This is a genomic window from Arthrobacter terricola, assembly GCF_004354015.1.
In the GTDB taxonomy this organism is placed as follows: domain Bacteria; phylum Actinomycetota; class Actinomycetes; order Actinomycetales; family Micrococcaceae; genus Arthrobacter; species Arthrobacter terricola.
In genome coordinates, this window is record NZ_SMRU01000014.1 from 96,978 (window position 1) to 113,321 (window position 16,344).

Below are 16,344 nucleotides of genomic sequence, written 5' to 3' on the forward strand. Positions count from 1 at the left end.
CTCGCCAAGCTGCGCATTTCTTGTGCGAAAGCTAGGGAAAACCCGCTTCGCGCGGGGAGTCAGGCCCCCGGAAGACTCAGCTCCCCTGAAGACTCAGGGGAGTGCCGCCGTTGGCCTCGCAGCTTGGAGCTGGGACGCGTTCAGCTTTGCCCAAGGCGAGTCGGCCGCGCCTTCGATAGCTGCTTCCGGGCTGTCGCCCTGGGTCCACCACTTGGCCTCGAATGCCAAGGCGTCGAACATGATGCGGTCGCCCTGGTGGTAGCTCTTCTCGGGCACCCACTGGGGGAACGTCCCAGGAGCCACGGTCGCTTTGGGGCTGGGCTTGTCCCCGGGCAGCACAGGGCCTACGAGTTTCCACGGCGTGGCACCGCCTTGGAGGACGGGGTTGTCCGGGACATCCCCGCGCGTCCACCATTTGGCTTCGTAGACGCTCCCGTGCCACACGATCCTGTCCGCGGCCACGTACGCCGCATTCGCGTTCCACACCGGGTAGGGGCTGGTCGACGGATCATCTGCTGCGGCCGTCGCGCTGCTGGTTGTTGGCGAGGGAGCCGCGGCCTGGGTGGGAAGTCCCACATCGTTTGCCAAGGTGGCCGAGAACAGCTGGGAGCCCTGGTCGATTCCGCTGCAGCCGTCGGAAACCTTGCTCAAGTCCGGATAGTTGGGGCTGCAGGTCCGGTCGCGGTTCATGGACCACATGGACACCCTGCCGAGGTTCTTGGACGTGACGAAGCCATTAATCGTGGCGGCGTCGGCCAAGGTGAAGACTTCGCCCGCTGTATCGTTCTGGCCGATCATCACCGTGACGCCCAGCTTCCGCCAGAGGGTTTCGCTCCCAAGGTCCGTTCCGGCGTCGTGATACAGGTTGGCGAGCTGATTGTGTGCGGCCTCGGCGGCCGCGCTCGCTGCCTGGGACATGCTCTCCGAGGCCGCCTTGCTGCCTCCGAAGTCCATGGCCATGACGTTCACGCCTTCAAGGTCCACCCCGCCGGCCAAGGTGCGCGCCACCATGTTCCGGCCGTCCGCGGTGAGGCCATTCGGGTCGGCCGGAAGCGTCAGCCACACAGAGAGCGGTTTTCCATTCGCCTTGTGTTCTTTTTGGAGGGCGGCAATGGCATGCGCCCTCCGGTCCGCGGCCGCGGTGTCGGCCAAGGCGGGTCCTTCGACGTCGAGATCGATCGTGGTGAGGCTGTAGCGGTCAACGATCTGCCGGTAGGCGGCGGCGAGGGCGTTCGGGTCCGTGCAGGAAACGGCGAGCTCGGAGTTGATCAGGCCGCCGAAGGACACGGCCGCCGTCCCGCCGAGCTGGCGCAAGCGCGCGATCCGGCGATCCAGGTCAAGGTCGCTCGCGGCCTGGTCCGGGCTGTAAGCGGCACCCCAAGAGGGAGTACAACCCTGCTTCGGATCGGCGACGACGAAGGAGAGAACCACGGCCTTCGCACTGGGCACAGCAGGGTCTTCGAACGCGAAACGCGGAGTGGCAGTGACGTCCACATAGCCGGAAAACGCCGACGGCATGGTGGCAGCAACGCTCACGTCCTGAACGTTGCGGACTCCGAAGTATCCGGCCGCGACGAGCGCGATCACAATCGCACACAGGACACCCAGGCGTGGCAGCGACAAGCGGCGGCCGGGAAAGCGTTTGGACACAGAAGACCCCCAGGGATTCCAAGAAAAAGACCTTCGCGGATGCCTGGAAAAGATCTCATTCCCGTGGATTTGCCCCGGTGTGCGTAGCATTTCCTTGAGTCCTATGGGAACCCCGCGTTCTTCGCCTATCATAGGGGCGCACTGGGGTGCAGTCCGTTACATTACGCTGCACTGTGCCGTGTGCCCGCTGGGGGCCCACGGACCTCGGATGGGGACACATTGCCGGAACCGATTGCGTTGCTTCGCCCTGACGCCCAGGGGCCCATGGAACTGCCTTCCTCCAAGAGCCGAAGGCGGCAATGGGGGGCCGAGAAACGCTCGGAGCCGCTCTCGATCGTCCACCCCACACCGTCGCGGCGGAAGATCGTCCTCGGCCGCATCGGCATCCTCACCACTATGCTCGCGTGGATCGGTTATGTGGTCACCACCGTGCTCAAGCAATTGGTGGACAACCCCGGTGCAGGGTTCCGCTTCGGCGTCGAAACCCTCTCGTATCTCGTGGTTGTGACGTTCCTGACGTTTTCCGCCCTCATGTACCTGACGGCCCGGCAAGGTGCCTTGACGCGCTTCCGCAACCACCGGCGTGTCCCCCGCGGCGAACTCGACCGCCACTTCTTCGACTATTCCGACGGCGTCACCGTGCTGATTCCTTCGTACGCCGAGGAACCGGAAGTTGTCCGGGGCACCATGTGGTCCGCGGCGCTGCAGGAATTCCCGGACCTCCGGGTTGTGCTGCTCCTCGACGATCCGCCCTTCCCCAAGGATTCCGACGTCCTCCGCAGGCTTGAGGCAACCCGGGCGCTTGCCGGACAGATCGAAGAAACCCTCCGCGAACCGGCAATGCGCGTCAATGCCGCATATGCCGCGTACCGGACGCTCCTGCTGAAGGGCGAGGAGTTGGTGCCCGGCACCGAGATCCAGAGGCTCATCGACGAGTACGAGTATGCCGCGGCCTGGCTTGAAGGCATGGCCGAGACCGAAAGCGTCGAAGACCACGTTGATGAGTTCTTCGTGGACCTCGTCCTCATGGGCCTGGCCCGGGAACTGCGTCTGGTGATCCTGGCCCTGACCGCCGCCAAGGCGCAACGTACCTCGCCCGGCGGGCAAAGGATCTCCGAGCTGTACGCGCGCCTCACCTGGATCTTCAACGTCAAAGTCACCACGTTCGAACGCAAGCGCTTCGCCAGCCTCTCCCACGAGGCCAACAAGGCCATGAACCTCAACGCCTACCTCTCGCTCATGGGCGGACGGTGGCTTCGGGAAGAGACAGCCGACGGAACAGTGCTGCGTCCGACGGCGGCCCTCGCCGAAGCTGCGGCCGTCGGTGATGCCGTGGTCACCGCTGATTCGGCCGGGTCTGGTGCCGACGTCGACTTCCTGGACGTCCCGGACACGACGTATGTCTTGACGTTGGACGCGGACTCGCTCCTCCTCCGCGACTACTGCCTCCGCTTGGTCCACCTCCTCGAATCGCCGGGGAACGAAAACGTGGCCGTCACGCAGACCCCGTATTCTTCCTTCCGCGGCGCCCCCACCCGTATCGAGCGCATCGCCGGGGCCACCACCGACATCCAGCACATCCAGCACCAAGGCATGACAAGTTATGGCGCCACTTTCTGGGTGGGTGCGAACGCCGTGATCCGCAAGCAGGCGTTGGAAGACATCGTCGAGATCTCCACGGTGGGCGGTTTCGAGGTGAGGACCTACATCCAGGACCGCACCGTCATCGAGGACACTGAGTCCAGCGTGGACCTCGGCAAGCATGGATGGACCTTGGTCAACTACCCCGAACGGCTCAGTTACAGCGCCACGCCGCCGGACTTCGGCTCGCTCGTGGTGCAGCGCCGGCGTTGGGCCAACGGCGGCTTGTTGATCCTGCCCAAGCTCGTGGAGCAGGTCCGCAAGCGGCGCGGCACGGACCGTCCCTTGCTCTTGCGTGAAGTCCTGCTCCGGGTCAACTACATGGCTTCCATCACGTGGGCGAGCTTTGGATTGCTGTTCCTGCTCGCGTACCCCTACGACAGCAGGCTCCTCAGTCCTTTGGTGTTCCTCGCCGCGCTGCCCTACTTCCTCGCCATGGGCAGCGATCTTCGGGATTGCGGCCACCGGTTCAGCGACATTTTCCGGATTTACGGGTTCAACCTGGTGCTCCTGCCCGTCAACCTCGCCGGTGTCCTGAAGTCCCTCCAGCAAGCCCTCACCGGGGACAAGATCCCGTTCGTCCGTACCCCGAAGGTAAAGGACCGCACAGCGGCACCCGCTCTCTACGTCCTGGCGCCGTACCTGATTGTGGCGTTCTCCTTGCTGACGGTGTGGCGGAACTGGGAACTCGGAAACTGGGGCAATTTCGCCTTCGCCGCTTTCAACGCCGTGATGGCTGCCGGAGCGATCCGCTCCTACATCGGCTTGGCGAATTCAGGAGTGGACATGTACCTCGGTGTCCTGAACTGGCTGTACGTGGCCCCGAAGAAGCCGAAACCGGAGGCCCCGGCCATCATTCCGAAAACCCCGGAGCAAACCGATTGGGAGTCCTTGCTCTACCACGGTGACCGCCGCTTGAACCGCGACCTGCGCGGCAAAGGGGATCGCCGCAAGCGCGCCGGGGCGCTCTAACAGGGGCGCCGTGTACAGTTCTGCTGGATCACCTAGGCCAAGGGTGCAGCCGATCCGCGGGATTCCGCGCCTCGGCTGAGGTCCGCTCCTTGGTGATCCAGCAGAATGTACCGCGACCAGTCGGTCACGGCGCGGCCGGTACGTCAGGTTTTGCCGCAAGCTGGGCCTAGACTTGCTGGTTGGAGCAAACGAAACGAGAGCTGCGGTGCACAACGCCGCGAGTCTTAGGGGACAGGACAAATGCCGGATTCCGCGGACAAAGAAAACCGCGCCACTGCACCGAGCGAAGGGCAGCCCGAGCTTTTGCGGCGCCGCGATCGTCGGCGTGCAGACGGTGATGACGCTTGGACAGGAGCTATGCCGATCATTACGCCCGACTCCGAGACGCCCGCGCCCGCAGCGGTGCCGCTCCAAAGCCGAAGCTGGGCTGAAGCAGCGGCCGCCGCAGATGCCGCAGCCAACGCCGCGGATGCCGAAAAGGGCGCGGCAGCAGAACCCGAAAATGCGGCAAGCAAAAGCCAGGCATCTGAGGTGAAGAACGCCGGAAGCGAGGGTTCGACGCCGGCAGCACAGGCCGCGGAGGCCGGCCCGACTCCCGCGCGGGCGGGCCGAGCCGCCGCAGCGAACGCTCCAATCTCAGACTTCATTACCTCTCCCGGTTCCTTCGTCAAAGAACAAAAGCCCCGTCCCGTCGGAGGCTTCCGCGGGATGTTGTACAAACTCACAGGCGGCGCTTGGAACCTCGGGCCCAGCGCGAAGCAACGCGAAGAAGACGAGCTGGCACGCCGTATTTCCCGGCAACTCCAGGGCAGCTACAACACCGCCGTCCTGAGCTTGAAGGGCGGAATCGGGAAGACGTCCACCACGGTGGGTGTTGGCCTCACGCTCGCAGAGTTCCGTGGCGACCCTCCTTGTGCCATCGACGCCAATCCGGATTCCGGAGACCTCGTGGAGCGCGCCCTGGGTGAAGGCATCTACCAGAAGGCCACCCCGCGCACCATCACGGACCTGCTCAAGAACGTGGAAAACGTCGATTCGCTCACGGCCCTTGCCCGGTACATGCACCACGCGGGCAGGTTGCACCTCATTGCCGGCGAGCAGGATCCGGAAGTCTCCGACTCGTTGACGGCCGAGGAATACCTGCGCATCCGCCAGCTCATTTCGGCCTACTATTCCGTAGCGTTGACCGACTGCGGCACTGGTGTCACGCACAATGCCATGAAGGGCATCCTGCAGTCAGCGGACAACCTCATCATCGCCGCCGGCTATGCCGTGAGTGGCGCGAAGCGTGCCCGCAGCACGCTCCAATGGCTCGCGAGCCATGGCTACGAGGACCTCGCCCGCAACGCGATCGTGGTCATCACGGACAAGGACGAGGTGTCCTCCCGCGTGGACAAGAACGCGATCGAGGAACACCTCGCGGGGATTTGCCGCCAGCTGATTGCCGTGCCGCACGACAGGGGAGTGGCCGACGGCGACCTCGTCACGTTGGACGTCTTGCGCCCTGATACGCGCCGCGCCTACAAGGAAATCGCGGCCGCGATCGTGGACGGCTACGTGTAGCGAACAACACTCTAATCACTACTTGCATATCGCTTCATTCGGGCCATTTCATACTCGAGTGCTACTTGGATTGCAAATTTTCGGATCGCCTAACTTTTTCCTAGAGTGGCTCCTGGACCACCCCTTTTAGGGGGTCCTCGCGCATGACCGGGAACTGGGCCCGGGCACGGCGCATTGCCATCCGTCGCGCCATCGACTTCTGCTGTGCCCGCGTCACGACCGTGCGGCCAGCGCCCAGGAGCCTTGCTTGATCCCGAAAAACCTCGCTTTTGCCGTTGTTGCCCTCTTACTGTTGATCGTGCTGCCCAGCGCTTCGCCCAGTTTGCTCGGTTCGTCCCGGCCAGCCGCCAACACAGTGCCCGACGCCGGTCCGGCGCCGATTGCCAACGCCGCGCCCGCCGCTGAGGTAGCGCCCGTTCCCGCAAAGACGCCTGAAGCGGCACCCGCTCCAGCACCGACCGCGGAACCGCGGGCTGCCGCAGCCGCCGCGCCGGCCGCCGTCGTACCCCAAGACGTGGTACCTCAAAACGCGGTGCCCCAAAATGGCCAGGAAGGGCCGAACGGTTCGGTGAAAGTCCTGGACACCACCGCCGCGATCACGGATCCGGCCTGGTTCCGGCAGGCTTATGCGGAGGGGTTCCGGCTGTACGTGATGCACTCGACCGTGTGGGGCACGTGTACGCCCTGGCAGAGGACGCAAGAGCAATTGAAGATGGCGCTTGACGCCGGACTCAAGATCGCGGTCTACACCCGCGATGCCTCGTGCTGGGAGGGCGGCATCAAGGCCGCAGGCCCGTATATTCCGCAGTTGCAGTTCTTCGCTTTGGACGTCGAAACCGGGAGTTCCCCGGTGACCCGCGCGATGGTGGATGGCGTGCGGAGCCTCGGCGTGCGGCCAGTCATCTACAGCGGCAGCGGAATGTGGCCGGGACTGATGAGCAACAGCAAGGCGTTCGCGGACGTTCCCTTGTGGGACACCGATACGAGCAACCTCGACTATTCAAGCTGGACGCCGGACCACCTGGCACCCGCGCCGGTTCAGTATGGCGGCTGGAACACGAACGGCACCATGAGGATCGGCATCCAGCAAAAGTTCGAACACAACCTCAACGGCATCAACGTGGACCTGAACTCGTTCAGCGCGGGTTTCCTGAAATAGCGCCTAGTTCTCGGTACTCCGGGCGGCTTCCGAAGGTTCGGCCGAAGGCTCCTCCCTCGCTTCGAGCAAGGCCGTGAGCCGCTCCACCTGCGTCCTGAGGCGCCGAAGCTCCTCGAAGACAGGCGCCTCGGCGGCGTCGAGTTCTGCCGCCGTTTCGACGGCCACGGACTCAACCATCCACGACGCCACGGAAGCGGTCACCAGGCCCAGAATTGCTATTCCGCCCACCATCAGGCCTGCGGCGACGCATCGTCCCAGGACCGTAATGGGGTAGTAGTCTCCGTAGCCGACGGTCGTGATGGTTGTGAGGGCCCACCAGACCGCATCGCCGAAGGTCTTTATATTCGCGCCGGGTACGTTTTCTTCGGCATCGAGGCCGGCCAGTGCGCCAGCATAAATCAGGAGGGCCGCAGCTCCGAGGACATACACCAGCACGCGGCTGCGGAGGGCGTTGCCGCCGATGCGGTGCACCACTTGCAGGAGGCTGACCAGGCGCAGGAGGCGCAAGGGCCGGAGCGCGGGCAAGGCAACAATGGCGAGTTCGTGCAGGTTGCGGAAAAACCATCGAACGCGGTGCGGCGCGAGATATAGGTTGATGAAGTAGTCCACCACGAACACGGCCCAGGTTCCCCAAATGAGGACTTCCACCACAACGGCCTCGGTATTCACGATGACCTGGACTGAGAAGGCGGCAAGAAACACCATGGCCGCCACGAGGAGGGGCCACTCTGACCGCTTGCGCCACTGTTCCTGTGTCACGGTCCTAGTGTCCTTGCGTGGTCGATCGCGGCCAAGGACACCGCGCTGGCCGCCAGCCTGACCGCGTGGACCCGGTACCATGTTGCCAACAACGGGGTCCGCAATTCAGGGTCCAAGGGCTCCGGGCTGAAGAACAGCTTGGGGTTGACCGACCGCAAAAGGTACGCCGTGGCGGCGCCGCCCACCACCGAACTCGCGGCCGCGAGCACGAGCCAAGGCCGCCGTCGCGGCCTGTTCCACGAAGTGACCGTCGCGGCGATAACCAAGGGCACATTCAACGGCGCAACGGGGGCGTAATACCGGCCGGGACTTCCGGCACCAAAAGGCGACCTCGGCAATTCGGGGCTCGGCGCCGAGCCCGCGACGCGGTGCGGAATCTTGGCAACGCCCTCGTACAGGTTGCCGAAGAACCAATGGGCGTGAGTGAGTTCCGCAGCACGCAGGAGCCGATCGGCAGCCGCCCTGCGCCGATTCAGTGATACATCTCTCATGTCGACAAGATACTCCTTCGCCGGGCCTTCGGCTCAGGCGAAAAGCCTAGGATGAAGGGGATGACAACAACCAACACCGTCCAACCCTTCAGCCTCCGCAGCATTGCCCTGCCCGCCTTCGGGCCGGCACTGCTTTTCAGCATCGGCGAAGGCGCGGTGTTGCCGGTAATTGCCTTGTCCGCGCGCGATCTGGGCGCGTCCGTGGCAGTGTCCGCACTGGTGGTCACCCTGATCGGCCTGGGGTCCTGGTTCTTCAACCTGCCCGCGTCCCTCATCACCATCAAGTTCGGCGAACGGTGGGCGATCGTGGTGGCAGGCGCCGCTGGAGCCCTGGCCTTGCTGGCCGCAGGATTCGCTCCGCTCCTGGCGCACAACGGAGTCTGGCTGCTCGCAGCGGCGATGACCGTCGTCGGGATGACCGTCAGCGTCTTCAACCTGGCCCGCCAGAAGTACCTCACCGAGGCGGTCCCGGTCTTGTATCGGGCACGGGCCTTGTCCACCTTGGGCGGGGTGACCCGGATCGGCATGTTCATCGGTCCGTTCGTGGGTGCGGCGGTGATGCAGTTCGCGGGCATCAGCGGAGCGTACTGGGTTGGCGTGGTGGGCATGGCCGCCGCGTCCGTCTTGTCCCTCACCATCCCGGACCTCGTGCTCCCGGACGACGTCGACGGCGGCCCCAAGGCTCCCGAGCCCACCCTCCGGGGCGTTGCGGTCTCCCACGCCCGGGTCTTCCTGACTGCCGGCACGGGAATACTCCTGCTGAGCGCGCTCAGGGCTTCCCGGCAGGTGGTCATTCCGTTGTGGGCGGACCACTTGGGCCTCGACGCCACGCACGCTTCACTGATATACGGCTTGTCCGGAGCGATCGACATGCTCGTCTTCTACCCGGCAGGCAAGCTCATGGACCGCAAAGGACGCCTGTGGGTTGCCGTGCCGTCCACCATCATCATGGGCATCGCGCTTTTCCTGATCCCGTTCTCTGCCGGGTTCGTGGGCCTGCTCCTGGCCGGTCTGCTGATCGGCTTCGGTAACGGCATCGGTTCCGGCCTCATCATGACCCTCGGCGCCGACTTCTCGCCAGACAAGGGCCGCGGCCAGTTCCTCGGATTGTGGCGCTTCATTTCCGACGCCGGATCCACCGGCGGACCCGTCCTCCTCTCAGCCCTGACCGCCGCGATATCCCTCGCCGCCGGCGTCTGGGCCACAGGCTTCCTGGGCCTGGCAGCGGCGGCCGTGTTCGCCGTCGCACTCCCGAAACTCAAGCACCACAGGAACTACTAGCCCGACGGCGGGTGGCGGCTCCCAGCGTTCGATCAGGAGCCTTCGGTAAAATGAATCGAATGTTCTCGGTCATGTCGCCTCCGCATTCGCAAGCAACTACGAAAACTACCCAGCCGAAAAGCACTCCCGCGGGGTCTTCCCGGCCCGATATCGGGACCTTGACGGCATTGCGGTTCATCGCCGCGTTGTGGGTTGTACTCTTCCATCTCCAAGCATTGCGGCAGACCTTCCTGGCGCCGGTTTACGATCTGTTCGGCCCCGTTATCGCCAACGGCGACCTCGGCGTGGACGTGTTCTTTGTCCTCAGCGGCTTCATCATCACCTACACCTACCTGGACCGGCTTGGACCGCAGTTCCGGTGGCGCGCGGCCGGCGATTTTGTCTGGGCGCGCTTTGCCCGGATGTGGCCGGCGTTCGCCCTGGTGGTGGGCGTCCTCGGCCTGTGGTTCGTGTACGGGACCGCGCAGGAAAACGCGTCAACATGGTCGCTGCAGACCCAAACACCCGATCTGTCTCCCTGGGGTCTGGCCAAGCAGTTGTTGATGGTGCACCTCTGGTTCCAGCCGACCACTGACGGCGCGAGCTGGTTCGGCCCCGGGTGGACGGTGAGCGCGGAATGGCTCGCCTACCTCGCGTTCCCCCTGCTGGCGCTGCCCCTCTTCCGCTTGCGGACATTGCATCCGCTCGCGGCCATGGCGGCTTCGATCGTGGTCTTGCTTCCTACCGCAGCCTGGGGTCCGGACCTTCCTGTCGATTCGGGGGCTCAGCCGTTCCACTGGCTGTTGCGCATCGCCTGCTGCTTCACCTCCGGTGCCTTCGCCTGCCTTGCGACCCGCAACGCCGACCGCCTCAAACTCAACCCGGCACTTGCCGGCCGCGGCGCCGTGTTGCTCGGAACCGCCGTCGTCATCTTCCTGGCGCTCGCCGGCAAACCGGGTCCGGGACGGCTCGCCGTCCTTGCCTTCCCGCTTCTTATCGCTCTGCTGAGCCTGGCCCGCGGACGGCTCAATGCGGCGTTGTCAGCCCGCTGGCTGCAATTTGGCGGCCGGAGCTCCTACAGCCTGTATTTGGTGCACATGTTCTTCATCTACCTCTTCTACTGGATCAACCGGGACTGGCCAGCGGGTGCGGCTCCCTTGATGACCAACCTGCTCGCGGCGGCGTGCCTGCTCGAGATCGCCTTTGGCACCTGGGTGATGTTCAAGTTCGTCGAGGAACCGGCACGGAAACGGCTACGCTCCATGGTGCCGCGGCCGGTTTACGCTTCCTAGGGTTTTTCAGCCTTTGGCCAGCAGCTCGTCGAGCTTTTCGTAGCCCTCGGTCATGCCGTATTCCATGCCCGACGCCATGATGGCTTCGAGTGCTTCTTTCGACGGGAAGACCGAGTGGCCCCGCAAGCGGGTGCGGCCGTTGGGAAGCGGTTCGAAACGGAGGATGTCCAGGCTCACCTCATGGGGTGCCCCGAGGAATTCGAAGGTCTGGATGATGAGTTCGTTGTCGATGACGGTGTGGATCACGCCGCGGAAACCATAGATGTTGCCTTCGGCGTCCTTTTGCTCGAATCCGTATCCTCCGCCGGTGCGGAAGTCCCAATGGGTGATCGTGCTTTCGAGCCTGCGCGGCCCGATCCATTGGACGTACAGGTCCATGTCTGCGTGCGCCCGGAAGACTGCCTCCACGGGCGCTTCGAATTCGCGGACGATGTCGGCGTACGAGGTGCCGGGAACGGCATCGATGAGCACTGGATTGGTCATGATTCCTTCTCCTTCATTCGTTGCGGGCTATTCGTTTCTGGCTGTTTGTTGCGGGGCGGCCAGTAGGGCATCCAATTGCCGGTAGCGCGCCTCCGCTTCCAGCCGGTACCGATCGATCCACGAGGTAAGGCGTTCCAAAGCTGCTGCGTCCAAGTGCACGGGACGGCGTTGGGCGTCCCGCGTCCTCCAGACGAGGCCCGCCGCTTCAAGCACAGTGATGTGCTTGGACACGGCCTGCAAAGTGATGTCGAACGGCTCTGCAAGCTCGCCGAGCGTCGCGGGACCCCTGCTGAGCCGTGCGACGATCGCCCGCCGCACCGGATCTGCCAGTGCCGCGAAGGCCTTGTCGAGGGAGTCGTCCGTCATCTCTTTGTCAACTACTTCGTTTATCAATCAGTTGGTTTACTAAACGATAGACCTCGGTGGAGGACGCGTCAACGGGTTTTTGGCGTCGCCGGAGGCGGGTCCTACGAAGCCGGACGGCCGGCAGCTAAAGCGCGTGCCGCCGTCGGGCACTCACGCCGAAAAGCCACGTGGCGGCCACTGTCGCGAGGTAACCGGCGATGACAATCAGCGAGACACCGGCCCAGAAATAGTTCGTCGTGCTGTTTTCCTGGCCGAAGCCGGGGGCGATCCTGATGAGGGAATACACGGCCACCGCCGCCGACGCGATCCCGGCCATGGCCGACAACAGCGCCCATAATCGGGAGGACGCCCAATGGTCGCCGCGGCCGTCCTGGACGTTCCAGCGGTTTCCCGTGCGCAGCACCAGCCACCCGGCCGGCAGCATGACCGCGCCCACCACGAGGAAGGCCGCAACGACGTCGGCCGGGCGGTGCCACTGGTTGACCAGAGTGGACACCCCGGCCGCGACCGCGAATGTGCCGCCCAGGAAACCGGCCAAGGGCCGCCACCTCGGGGACACCACCAGGAACACCGCCGCGGCCGCCGACGCGGCGAGCGTCGTGTGGCCGGACGGCAAGGAATTGAGCTCGATGGTCTGGACCCCGCGGAACGGCCGGTCCGGGAACCAATCCTTCAAAAGCTGGGTGGCCAGGTTCGCCGCCACACACGCCACGAGCGCGATCCCGGCCGCCTTCCAGCGGCGCCGCATGATCGTGACGAACAAAACCACGACGGCGGCAATCACCACCGAAATGACCGGCAGCCAGTCGAGGAACTGGGTTGATGCACGTTCGGCCGGACCATTGAGGGTTGCCGCCTCCACCAAAGCGGACTCGTCGATGTACTGGCCCGTGGTGGTGCGCACGAAAAAGTAGTACGTGCCGGCCAGCGCGATCACGCACGACAAGGTTGCCATCACGAAAAGGAAGCCCGATCCCGTGCCTGCCCTCGGCGCTTGACCGGTCCTTCGGGTGGTCGGGAGCCCTCTGGTCCTTGGATAAGTCATTACTTTCAGGGTCCCATACCCAGCTGGGGTTTGCCCTGACGTGCATCAGGACGGTTGTTGCCCGGAGAGGAGTTCCTCATAGAGGGCCAGGTGCTCGGCGACCATCCTTTCGGCGCTGAAGTAGGTTTCCGCCGCATCACGGCAGGCTCCTCGGTCCAGTGTTGCCGCGGCAATCAAGGCGTCCGCCAACTCGAGGGGAGTGGTGCCGAGGTAGCCGGTGGCTCCCTCGGACACGATTTCCGGGGCGGATCCGCGATGCGTTGCCACCACCGGGGTTCCCGTGGCCAAGGCCTCGATCATGGCCATGCCGAACGGCTCGGACCACTGGATGGGATTCAGCAGCGCCACCGAGCGGCCCAGGAGGCTGTACTTTTCCGTCGCGTTCAATTCGCCAAGGTACTCAACCCCCGGGCCGAGCATGGGAGCGATGACGTCGGAGTAGTAATCCTGTTCCTCCGCGCTGTACATCTTGGCCCCGATGCGGAGGGGGACACCGGCCAGTCGCGCCGCTTCGATCGCTTCAGGCAAGCCCTTGCCCGGATCCATCCGGCCAAGGAAGCTGGCATAGCCGCCGTCGCCTGCTCCAACAGGGATCGACGACGTGTCGATGCCGTGGTGGATCACCCGGCGCACGGCGATCCGCGAGGAAGATTGCGCCTGATGATGCGAAATGGCGACGATGGCGGTGTCCGCGGACATGGCTTGGTAGATGTCGTGGTTCTCCTCGGAGAAGGGGAGATGTGCTGTTGCAACCATGGGCATGTTCCCTGGCCGATGCCGGTAAAGCGGTCCGGCGAGGGTGTGGTCGTGGATGATGTCCATGTCCGCCATCGCGGCGAAGGCAAACGCGGCGTGCCTCAGTTCGTCGACTCCGAAGCCGATCCGCGATCCATCCGCCGGGGCCGGGCCCGGAATCTTGGCCACTGGACATGTGCTCCCGAACGCCGCCGCGAGAAGGACCTCGTGCCCCGCAGCCGACAAACCCCGCGCGAGGATGTCCACAACGGCCTCGGTCCCGCCATACGCCGGCGGCGGGACCGGAATCCATGGCGGGGCCACCAAACCGATGCGCACTACCGCCCCCCGTTGGCGCTGTAAACATCCAGCAGGTCCGCGAGCGGCTTCCGCGGCCCCCGATGCAGCTCGACGTCTTCAGGCAAATTGGCCACGCGCGTAATCCCATTGACGAAATCCACCGCTATCCGTGATCCGGCCAGCGGAATGTTGCGCACCCGGATGTCCCCGAAATCCGCTGGAACCACCGGCGCAAGCCACAGCCCGCCATGCGTGAGGCAAGGGTCGAAGCGGAGCAGCACGCGGAGGAGATGGACCGGCGTGGCGGCCGCCCAGGCTTGCGGGGAACATGAGGAGGGATAGGGAACGGGCGAACCGTAGCTCTTCCTGTCCAAACCGCAGAACAATTCCGGGAGCCTGCCGCCGAAGGCCTCGGCTGCGTCGAGCAACCCTGTGATGATGCGCCGGGATTCGTCGATGAAGCCATAGCGCATGAGGCCTGCGGCAATGAGGGCGTTGTCGTGCGGCCATACCGAACCGTTGTGATAGCTGGCCGGGTTGTAGGCTGCCATGTCCGAGGCCAGCGTGCGGACGCCCCAGCCGGTGAACATCTCGCCGGACATCAACCGTTCCGCGACCAACGGAGCCTTGTCGTCGTCGACGATTCCGCTCCAAAGGCAATGGCCCATGTTGGAGGCGCACGAATCCACGCGGCGTTTGTCGCGATCGAGGGCGACGGCGAAATAGCCACGATCCGGAAGCCAGAACTGTTCGTTGAACCTACGCTTTAGCTCGGCCGCGCGGGACCCCCATAGCTCGGCCAATTCCATGTCGCCGTCAACCTCAGCCATGAGCGCGCGGCTGAGATAGGCCGTGTAGACGTAGCCCTGGACTTCGCACAGGGCGGTTGGCGGCTTGGCAATGGTGCCGTCGGCAAAATTGATGCCGTCCCCGGAGTCCTTCCACCCCTGGTTGAACAGGCCGTGCTCCGTTGCGCGTTCGTATTCGACAAAGCCGTCCCCGTCAGCGTCCCCGTAGTTTCGGATCCATTCCAAGGCCCGGTCCAATGCCGGCAGAAGCGAAGCCGTGACTTCGGAACGGAAGCCCCAGCGCGTCAGCTCCCCGGCCAGGGTGACGAACAGCGGCGTGGCATCGACGGAGCCGTAGTAGGCGCTGCTGCCGCCCAAGGCAAGGCCCGTGGCGGCGCCGAAGCGGACCTCATGCAAGATCTTCCCCGGTTCTTCTTCGCTCAGGGGATTCACGGTTTTGCCTTGGTGGTCCGCGAGCGTTTGGAGCGTGCCCAAGGCAAGCGATGGATCCAAAGGAAGGGTCATGAAGGACGTCAACAGGGAATCCCGGCCGAACAAAGCCATGAACCACGGGGATCCGGCAGCCACCACCGTCCTTCCCGGATGGTCGGGGTCGAAGATCCTCAATGATCCAAGGTCTGCCCTGCTCTGGTTCAGGACCTTTTCGAAAGCCTTGTTGCTGAACTCGGTGGTTGTGACCCTCTCGTCCCACTCCTGTTGCCGCTCCTCTGGTACGTCCACGGGTTGTTCGCTGCCCCAGACCGGCGCATCAGCTTCCGGCCGCACGCCTTCGATGCTCGGAATGGCCGTGACCACCGTCGACCAATGCTTTTGCGGATCAATCGTGACCTCGTAGTTCAGGACGTCACCGTCAACATCGGCGCCCGGAGCATCAATGGTGACCTTGACAGGGTGGTCCTGCTTTCCCGACTCAATGCGTACCTCGCCGTTGCTTCCACGCGACAAATGGATGCTCTCGTGATGCGCCCGGCCTTCCTTGACTTCGAAGATGTCCGCAAAGTCCGCGTTGACCGTGAGTGACAGCGAGAAGTTGCTTGGCTTGGTGGAGAAATTCCTGATCGTGATTTCTTCCCGGACGCCGCCGAACATGCTCCGCCGTCGTTCGATCAGCAAATGGCTGTCCGCGACCCCATCCGTGCGTGCCGGGCGACCGATGAAGTCAGCGCGGAACGGCTCCGGAACGATTGAACTCAGCGACTCGACGGCGTGCCCATTGATCTTCAGTAGCCAGTTCGAGACAAACCGGGTGTCCCTGAAGAACATCCCGTGCGGCGCCGATTGGTCCATGTCGCCGTTGGCCGCCGAGACGCAAAACGACGTTCCGGCCAGCAACGTCACCGCGCCGGCGCCGGGGGAACCGGCAAGGTTCTCTGCGTTCCAACCTGTCATCAGGGGCTCCGAAGTTGGGGATGGGGTGTCCTCGCCGTTGGGGCGTAGTGGCGGGGTGGGGTGTCGACGGCGGTGGGTTGGGTGCGTTGGTGGGTGTCGACGGCGGTGGGCGGGGTCGGGCGCGTCGGGCGGGTGTCGACGGCGGTGGGCGGGGTCGGGCGCGTCGGGCGGGTGTCGACGGCGGTGGGTTGTGCGGTCTGCATCAGCGTATTCTCCGCGCCGCCGAAAATGAACCCTCTTGCACGTATGGCCGCTCCCTTCCCGACGCCCGCTCACATATGTGCTCTTTTTCCTAAACGCTCTTCCACTTATTGCGGTTTTTTCCGAACGCTCGAGCACAAGGGCGGGTGGATGTGAGCGGGGGTTGGTGAAAGGGCGGGTGGATGTGAGCGGGGGTTGGTGAAAGGGCGGGTGGATGTGAGCGGGGGTT

The 16,344-nt window shown here is 64.4% G+C and carries 14 protein-coding genes; 5 read left to right on the forward strand and 9 right to left on the reverse strand.

The features are described from left to right. Nucleotides 1-93: 93 nt before the first annotated feature. A complete protein-coding gene (locus tag E1809_RS13180) occupies nt 94-1,650 on the reverse strand; it encodes a chitinase (RefSeq protein ID WP_165962309.1) in 1,557 nt (518 codons plus the stop codon). Between the two features lie 264 nt (nt 1,651-1,914). On the opposite strand from E1809_RS13180, the gene E1809_RS13185 reads away from it, so the two are divergent. The 3 genes from E1809_RS13185 (at nt 1,915) to E1809_RS27080 (ending at nt 6,985) form a co-directional block, all read left to right on the forward strand. Next, nucleotides 1,915-4,263 (forward strand): glycosyltransferase family 2 protein, encoded by a 2,349-nt coding sequence (locus E1809_RS13185; protein ID WP_133204686.1) that lies wholly within the window; start codon nt 1,915-1,917, stop codon nt 4,261-4,263. Nucleotides 4,264-4,620: 357 nt separating this feature from the next. Then, on the forward strand, nt 4,621-5,826 hold the full coding sequence (locus E1809_RS13190; protein ID WP_235835583.1) for a MinD/ParA family ATP-binding protein: 1,206 nt from the start codon (nt 4,621-4,623) through the stop codon (nt 5,824-5,826). Between the two features lie 247 nt (nt 5,827-6,073). Next, nucleotides 6,074-6,985: a glycoside hydrolase family 25 domain-containing protein gene (locus E1809_RS27080; protein ID WP_133204688.1), complete on the forward strand. Its 912-nt coding sequence runs from the start codon at nt 6,074-6,076 to the stop codon at nt 6,983-6,985. A 3-nt stretch (nt 6,986-6,988) separates the two neighbouring features. Here E1809_RS27080 and E1809_RS13200 read toward each other — a convergent pair whose 3' ends face one another. Both E1809_RS13200 and E1809_RS13205 read right to left on the reverse strand, forming a co-directional pair. After that, the gene (locus E1809_RS13200) at nt 6,989-7,744 is read right to left on the reverse strand and encodes a potassium channel family protein (protein ID WP_133204689.1); all 756 of its coding nucleotides are present in this window, start codon (nt 7,742-7,744) and stop codon (nt 6,989-6,991) included. After that, nucleotides 7,741-8,235, reverse strand: coding sequence for a DUF1772 domain-containing protein (locus tag E1809_RS13205; protein WP_133204690.1), 495 nt, complete (start codon nt 8,233-8,235; stop codon nt 7,741-7,743). The genes E1809_RS13200 and E1809_RS13205 overlap by 4 nt, the downstream gene beginning before the upstream one ends. 60 nt (nt 8,236-8,295) lie before the next feature. Between E1809_RS13205 and E1809_RS13210 the strand changes: the two genes are divergently transcribed. Together E1809_RS13210 and E1809_RS13215 are read left to right on the forward strand one after the other, a co-directional pair. Beyond that, entirely contained in the window at nt 8,296-9,516 is a 1,221-nt protein-coding gene (locus E1809_RS13210) for an MFS transporter (RefSeq protein ID WP_133204691.1), read from the forward strand. Between the two features lie 50 nt (nt 9,517-9,566). Continuing rightward, the gene (locus E1809_RS13215; protein ID WP_133204692.1) at nt 9,567-10,787 is read left to right on the forward strand and encodes an acyltransferase family protein; all 1,221 of its coding nucleotides are present in this window, start codon (nt 9,567-9,569) and stop codon (nt 10,785-10,787) included. Between the two features lie 6 nt (nt 10,788-10,793). Here the strand turns inward: E1809_RS13215 and E1809_RS13220 are convergent, their stop codons facing one another. The 6 genes from E1809_RS13220 to E1809_RS13245 all read right to left on the reverse strand — a co-directional run bounded on the left by E1809_RS13220 (nt 10,794) and on the right by E1809_RS13245 (nt 16,117). Then, nucleotides 10,794-11,270, reverse strand: coding sequence for an SRPBCC family protein (locus E1809_RS13220; protein WP_133204693.1), 477 nt, complete (start codon nt 11,268-11,270; stop codon nt 10,794-10,796). A gap of 27 nt (nt 11,271-11,297) precedes the next feature. Then, the gene (locus E1809_RS13225) at nt 11,298-11,636 is read right to left on the reverse strand and encodes an ArsR/SmtB family transcription factor (protein WP_133204694.1); all 339 of its coding nucleotides are present in this window, start codon (nt 11,634-11,636) and stop codon (nt 11,298-11,300) included. Between the two features lie 124 nt (nt 11,637-11,760). Then, entirely contained in the window at nt 11,761-12,681 is a 921-nt protein-coding gene (locus tag E1809_RS13230) for a phosphatase PAP2 family protein (RefSeq protein WP_133204695.1), read from the reverse strand. Between the two features lie 45 nt (nt 12,682-12,726). Beyond that, complete coding sequence (locus E1809_RS13235) at nt 12,727-13,755, reverse strand: glycosyltransferase (RefSeq protein WP_133204696.1); 1,029 nt, start codon at nt 13,753-13,755, stop codon at nt 12,727-12,729. Beyond that, nucleotides 13,755-15,914, reverse strand: a complete 2,160-nt coding sequence (locus E1809_RS13240) for an amylo-alpha-1,6-glucosidase (RefSeq protein ID WP_133204697.1) — start codon at nt 15,912-15,914, stop codon at nt 13,755-13,757. The genes E1809_RS13235 and E1809_RS13240 overlap by 1 nt, the downstream gene beginning before the upstream one ends. Beyond that, complete coding sequence (locus E1809_RS13245) at nt 15,914-16,117, reverse strand: hypothetical protein (RefSeq protein ID WP_133204698.1); 204 nt, start codon at nt 16,115-16,117, stop codon at nt 15,914-15,916. Before E1809_RS13245 ends, E1809_RS13240 begins: the two co-directional genes overlap by 1 nt. Nucleotides 16,118-16,344: the final 227 nt, after the last annotated feature.

Bases quoted from the DNA above. Each gene is read 5' to 3' on its own strand.
- E1809_RS13215 (WP_133204692.1), top strand. From the start codon at position 9,567: ATGAATCGAATGTTCTCGGTCATGTCGCCTCCGCATTCGCAAGCAACT.
- E1809_RS13220 (WP_133204693.1), bottom strand. From the start codon at position 11,270: ATGACCAATCCAGTGCTCATCGATGCCGTTCCCGGCACCTCGTACGCC.
- E1809_RS13210 (WP_133204691.1), top strand. From the start codon at position 8,296: ATGACAACAACCAACACCGTCCAACCCTTCAGCCTCCGCAGCATTGCC.
- E1809_RS13230 (WP_133204695.1), bottom strand. From the start codon at position 12,681: ATGACTTATCCAAGGACCAGAGGGCTCCCGACCACCCGAAGGACCGGT.
- E1809_RS13240 (WP_133204697.1), bottom strand. From the start codon at position 15,914: ATGACAGGTTGGAACGCAGAGAACCTTGCCGGTTCCCCCGGCGCCGGC.
- E1809_RS13225 (WP_133204694.1), bottom strand. From the start codon at position 11,636: ATGACGGACGACTCCCTCGACAAGGCCTTCGCGGCACTGGCAGATCCG.
- E1809_RS13185 (WP_133204686.1), top strand. From the start codon at position 1,915: ATGGAACTGCCTTCCTCCAAGAGCCGAAGGCGGCAATGGGGGGCCGAG.
- E1809_RS13205 (WP_133204690.1), bottom strand. From the start codon at position 8,235: ATGAGAGATGTATCACTGAATCGGCGCAGGGCGGCTGCCGATCGGCTC.
- E1809_RS13190 (WP_235835583.1), top strand. From the start codon at position 4,621: ATGCCGATCATTACGCCCGACTCCGAGACGCCCGCGCCCGCAGCGGTG.
- E1809_RS13245 (WP_133204698.1), bottom strand. From the start codon at position 16,117: ATGCAGACCGCACAACCCACCGCCGTCGACACCCGCCCGACGCGCCCG.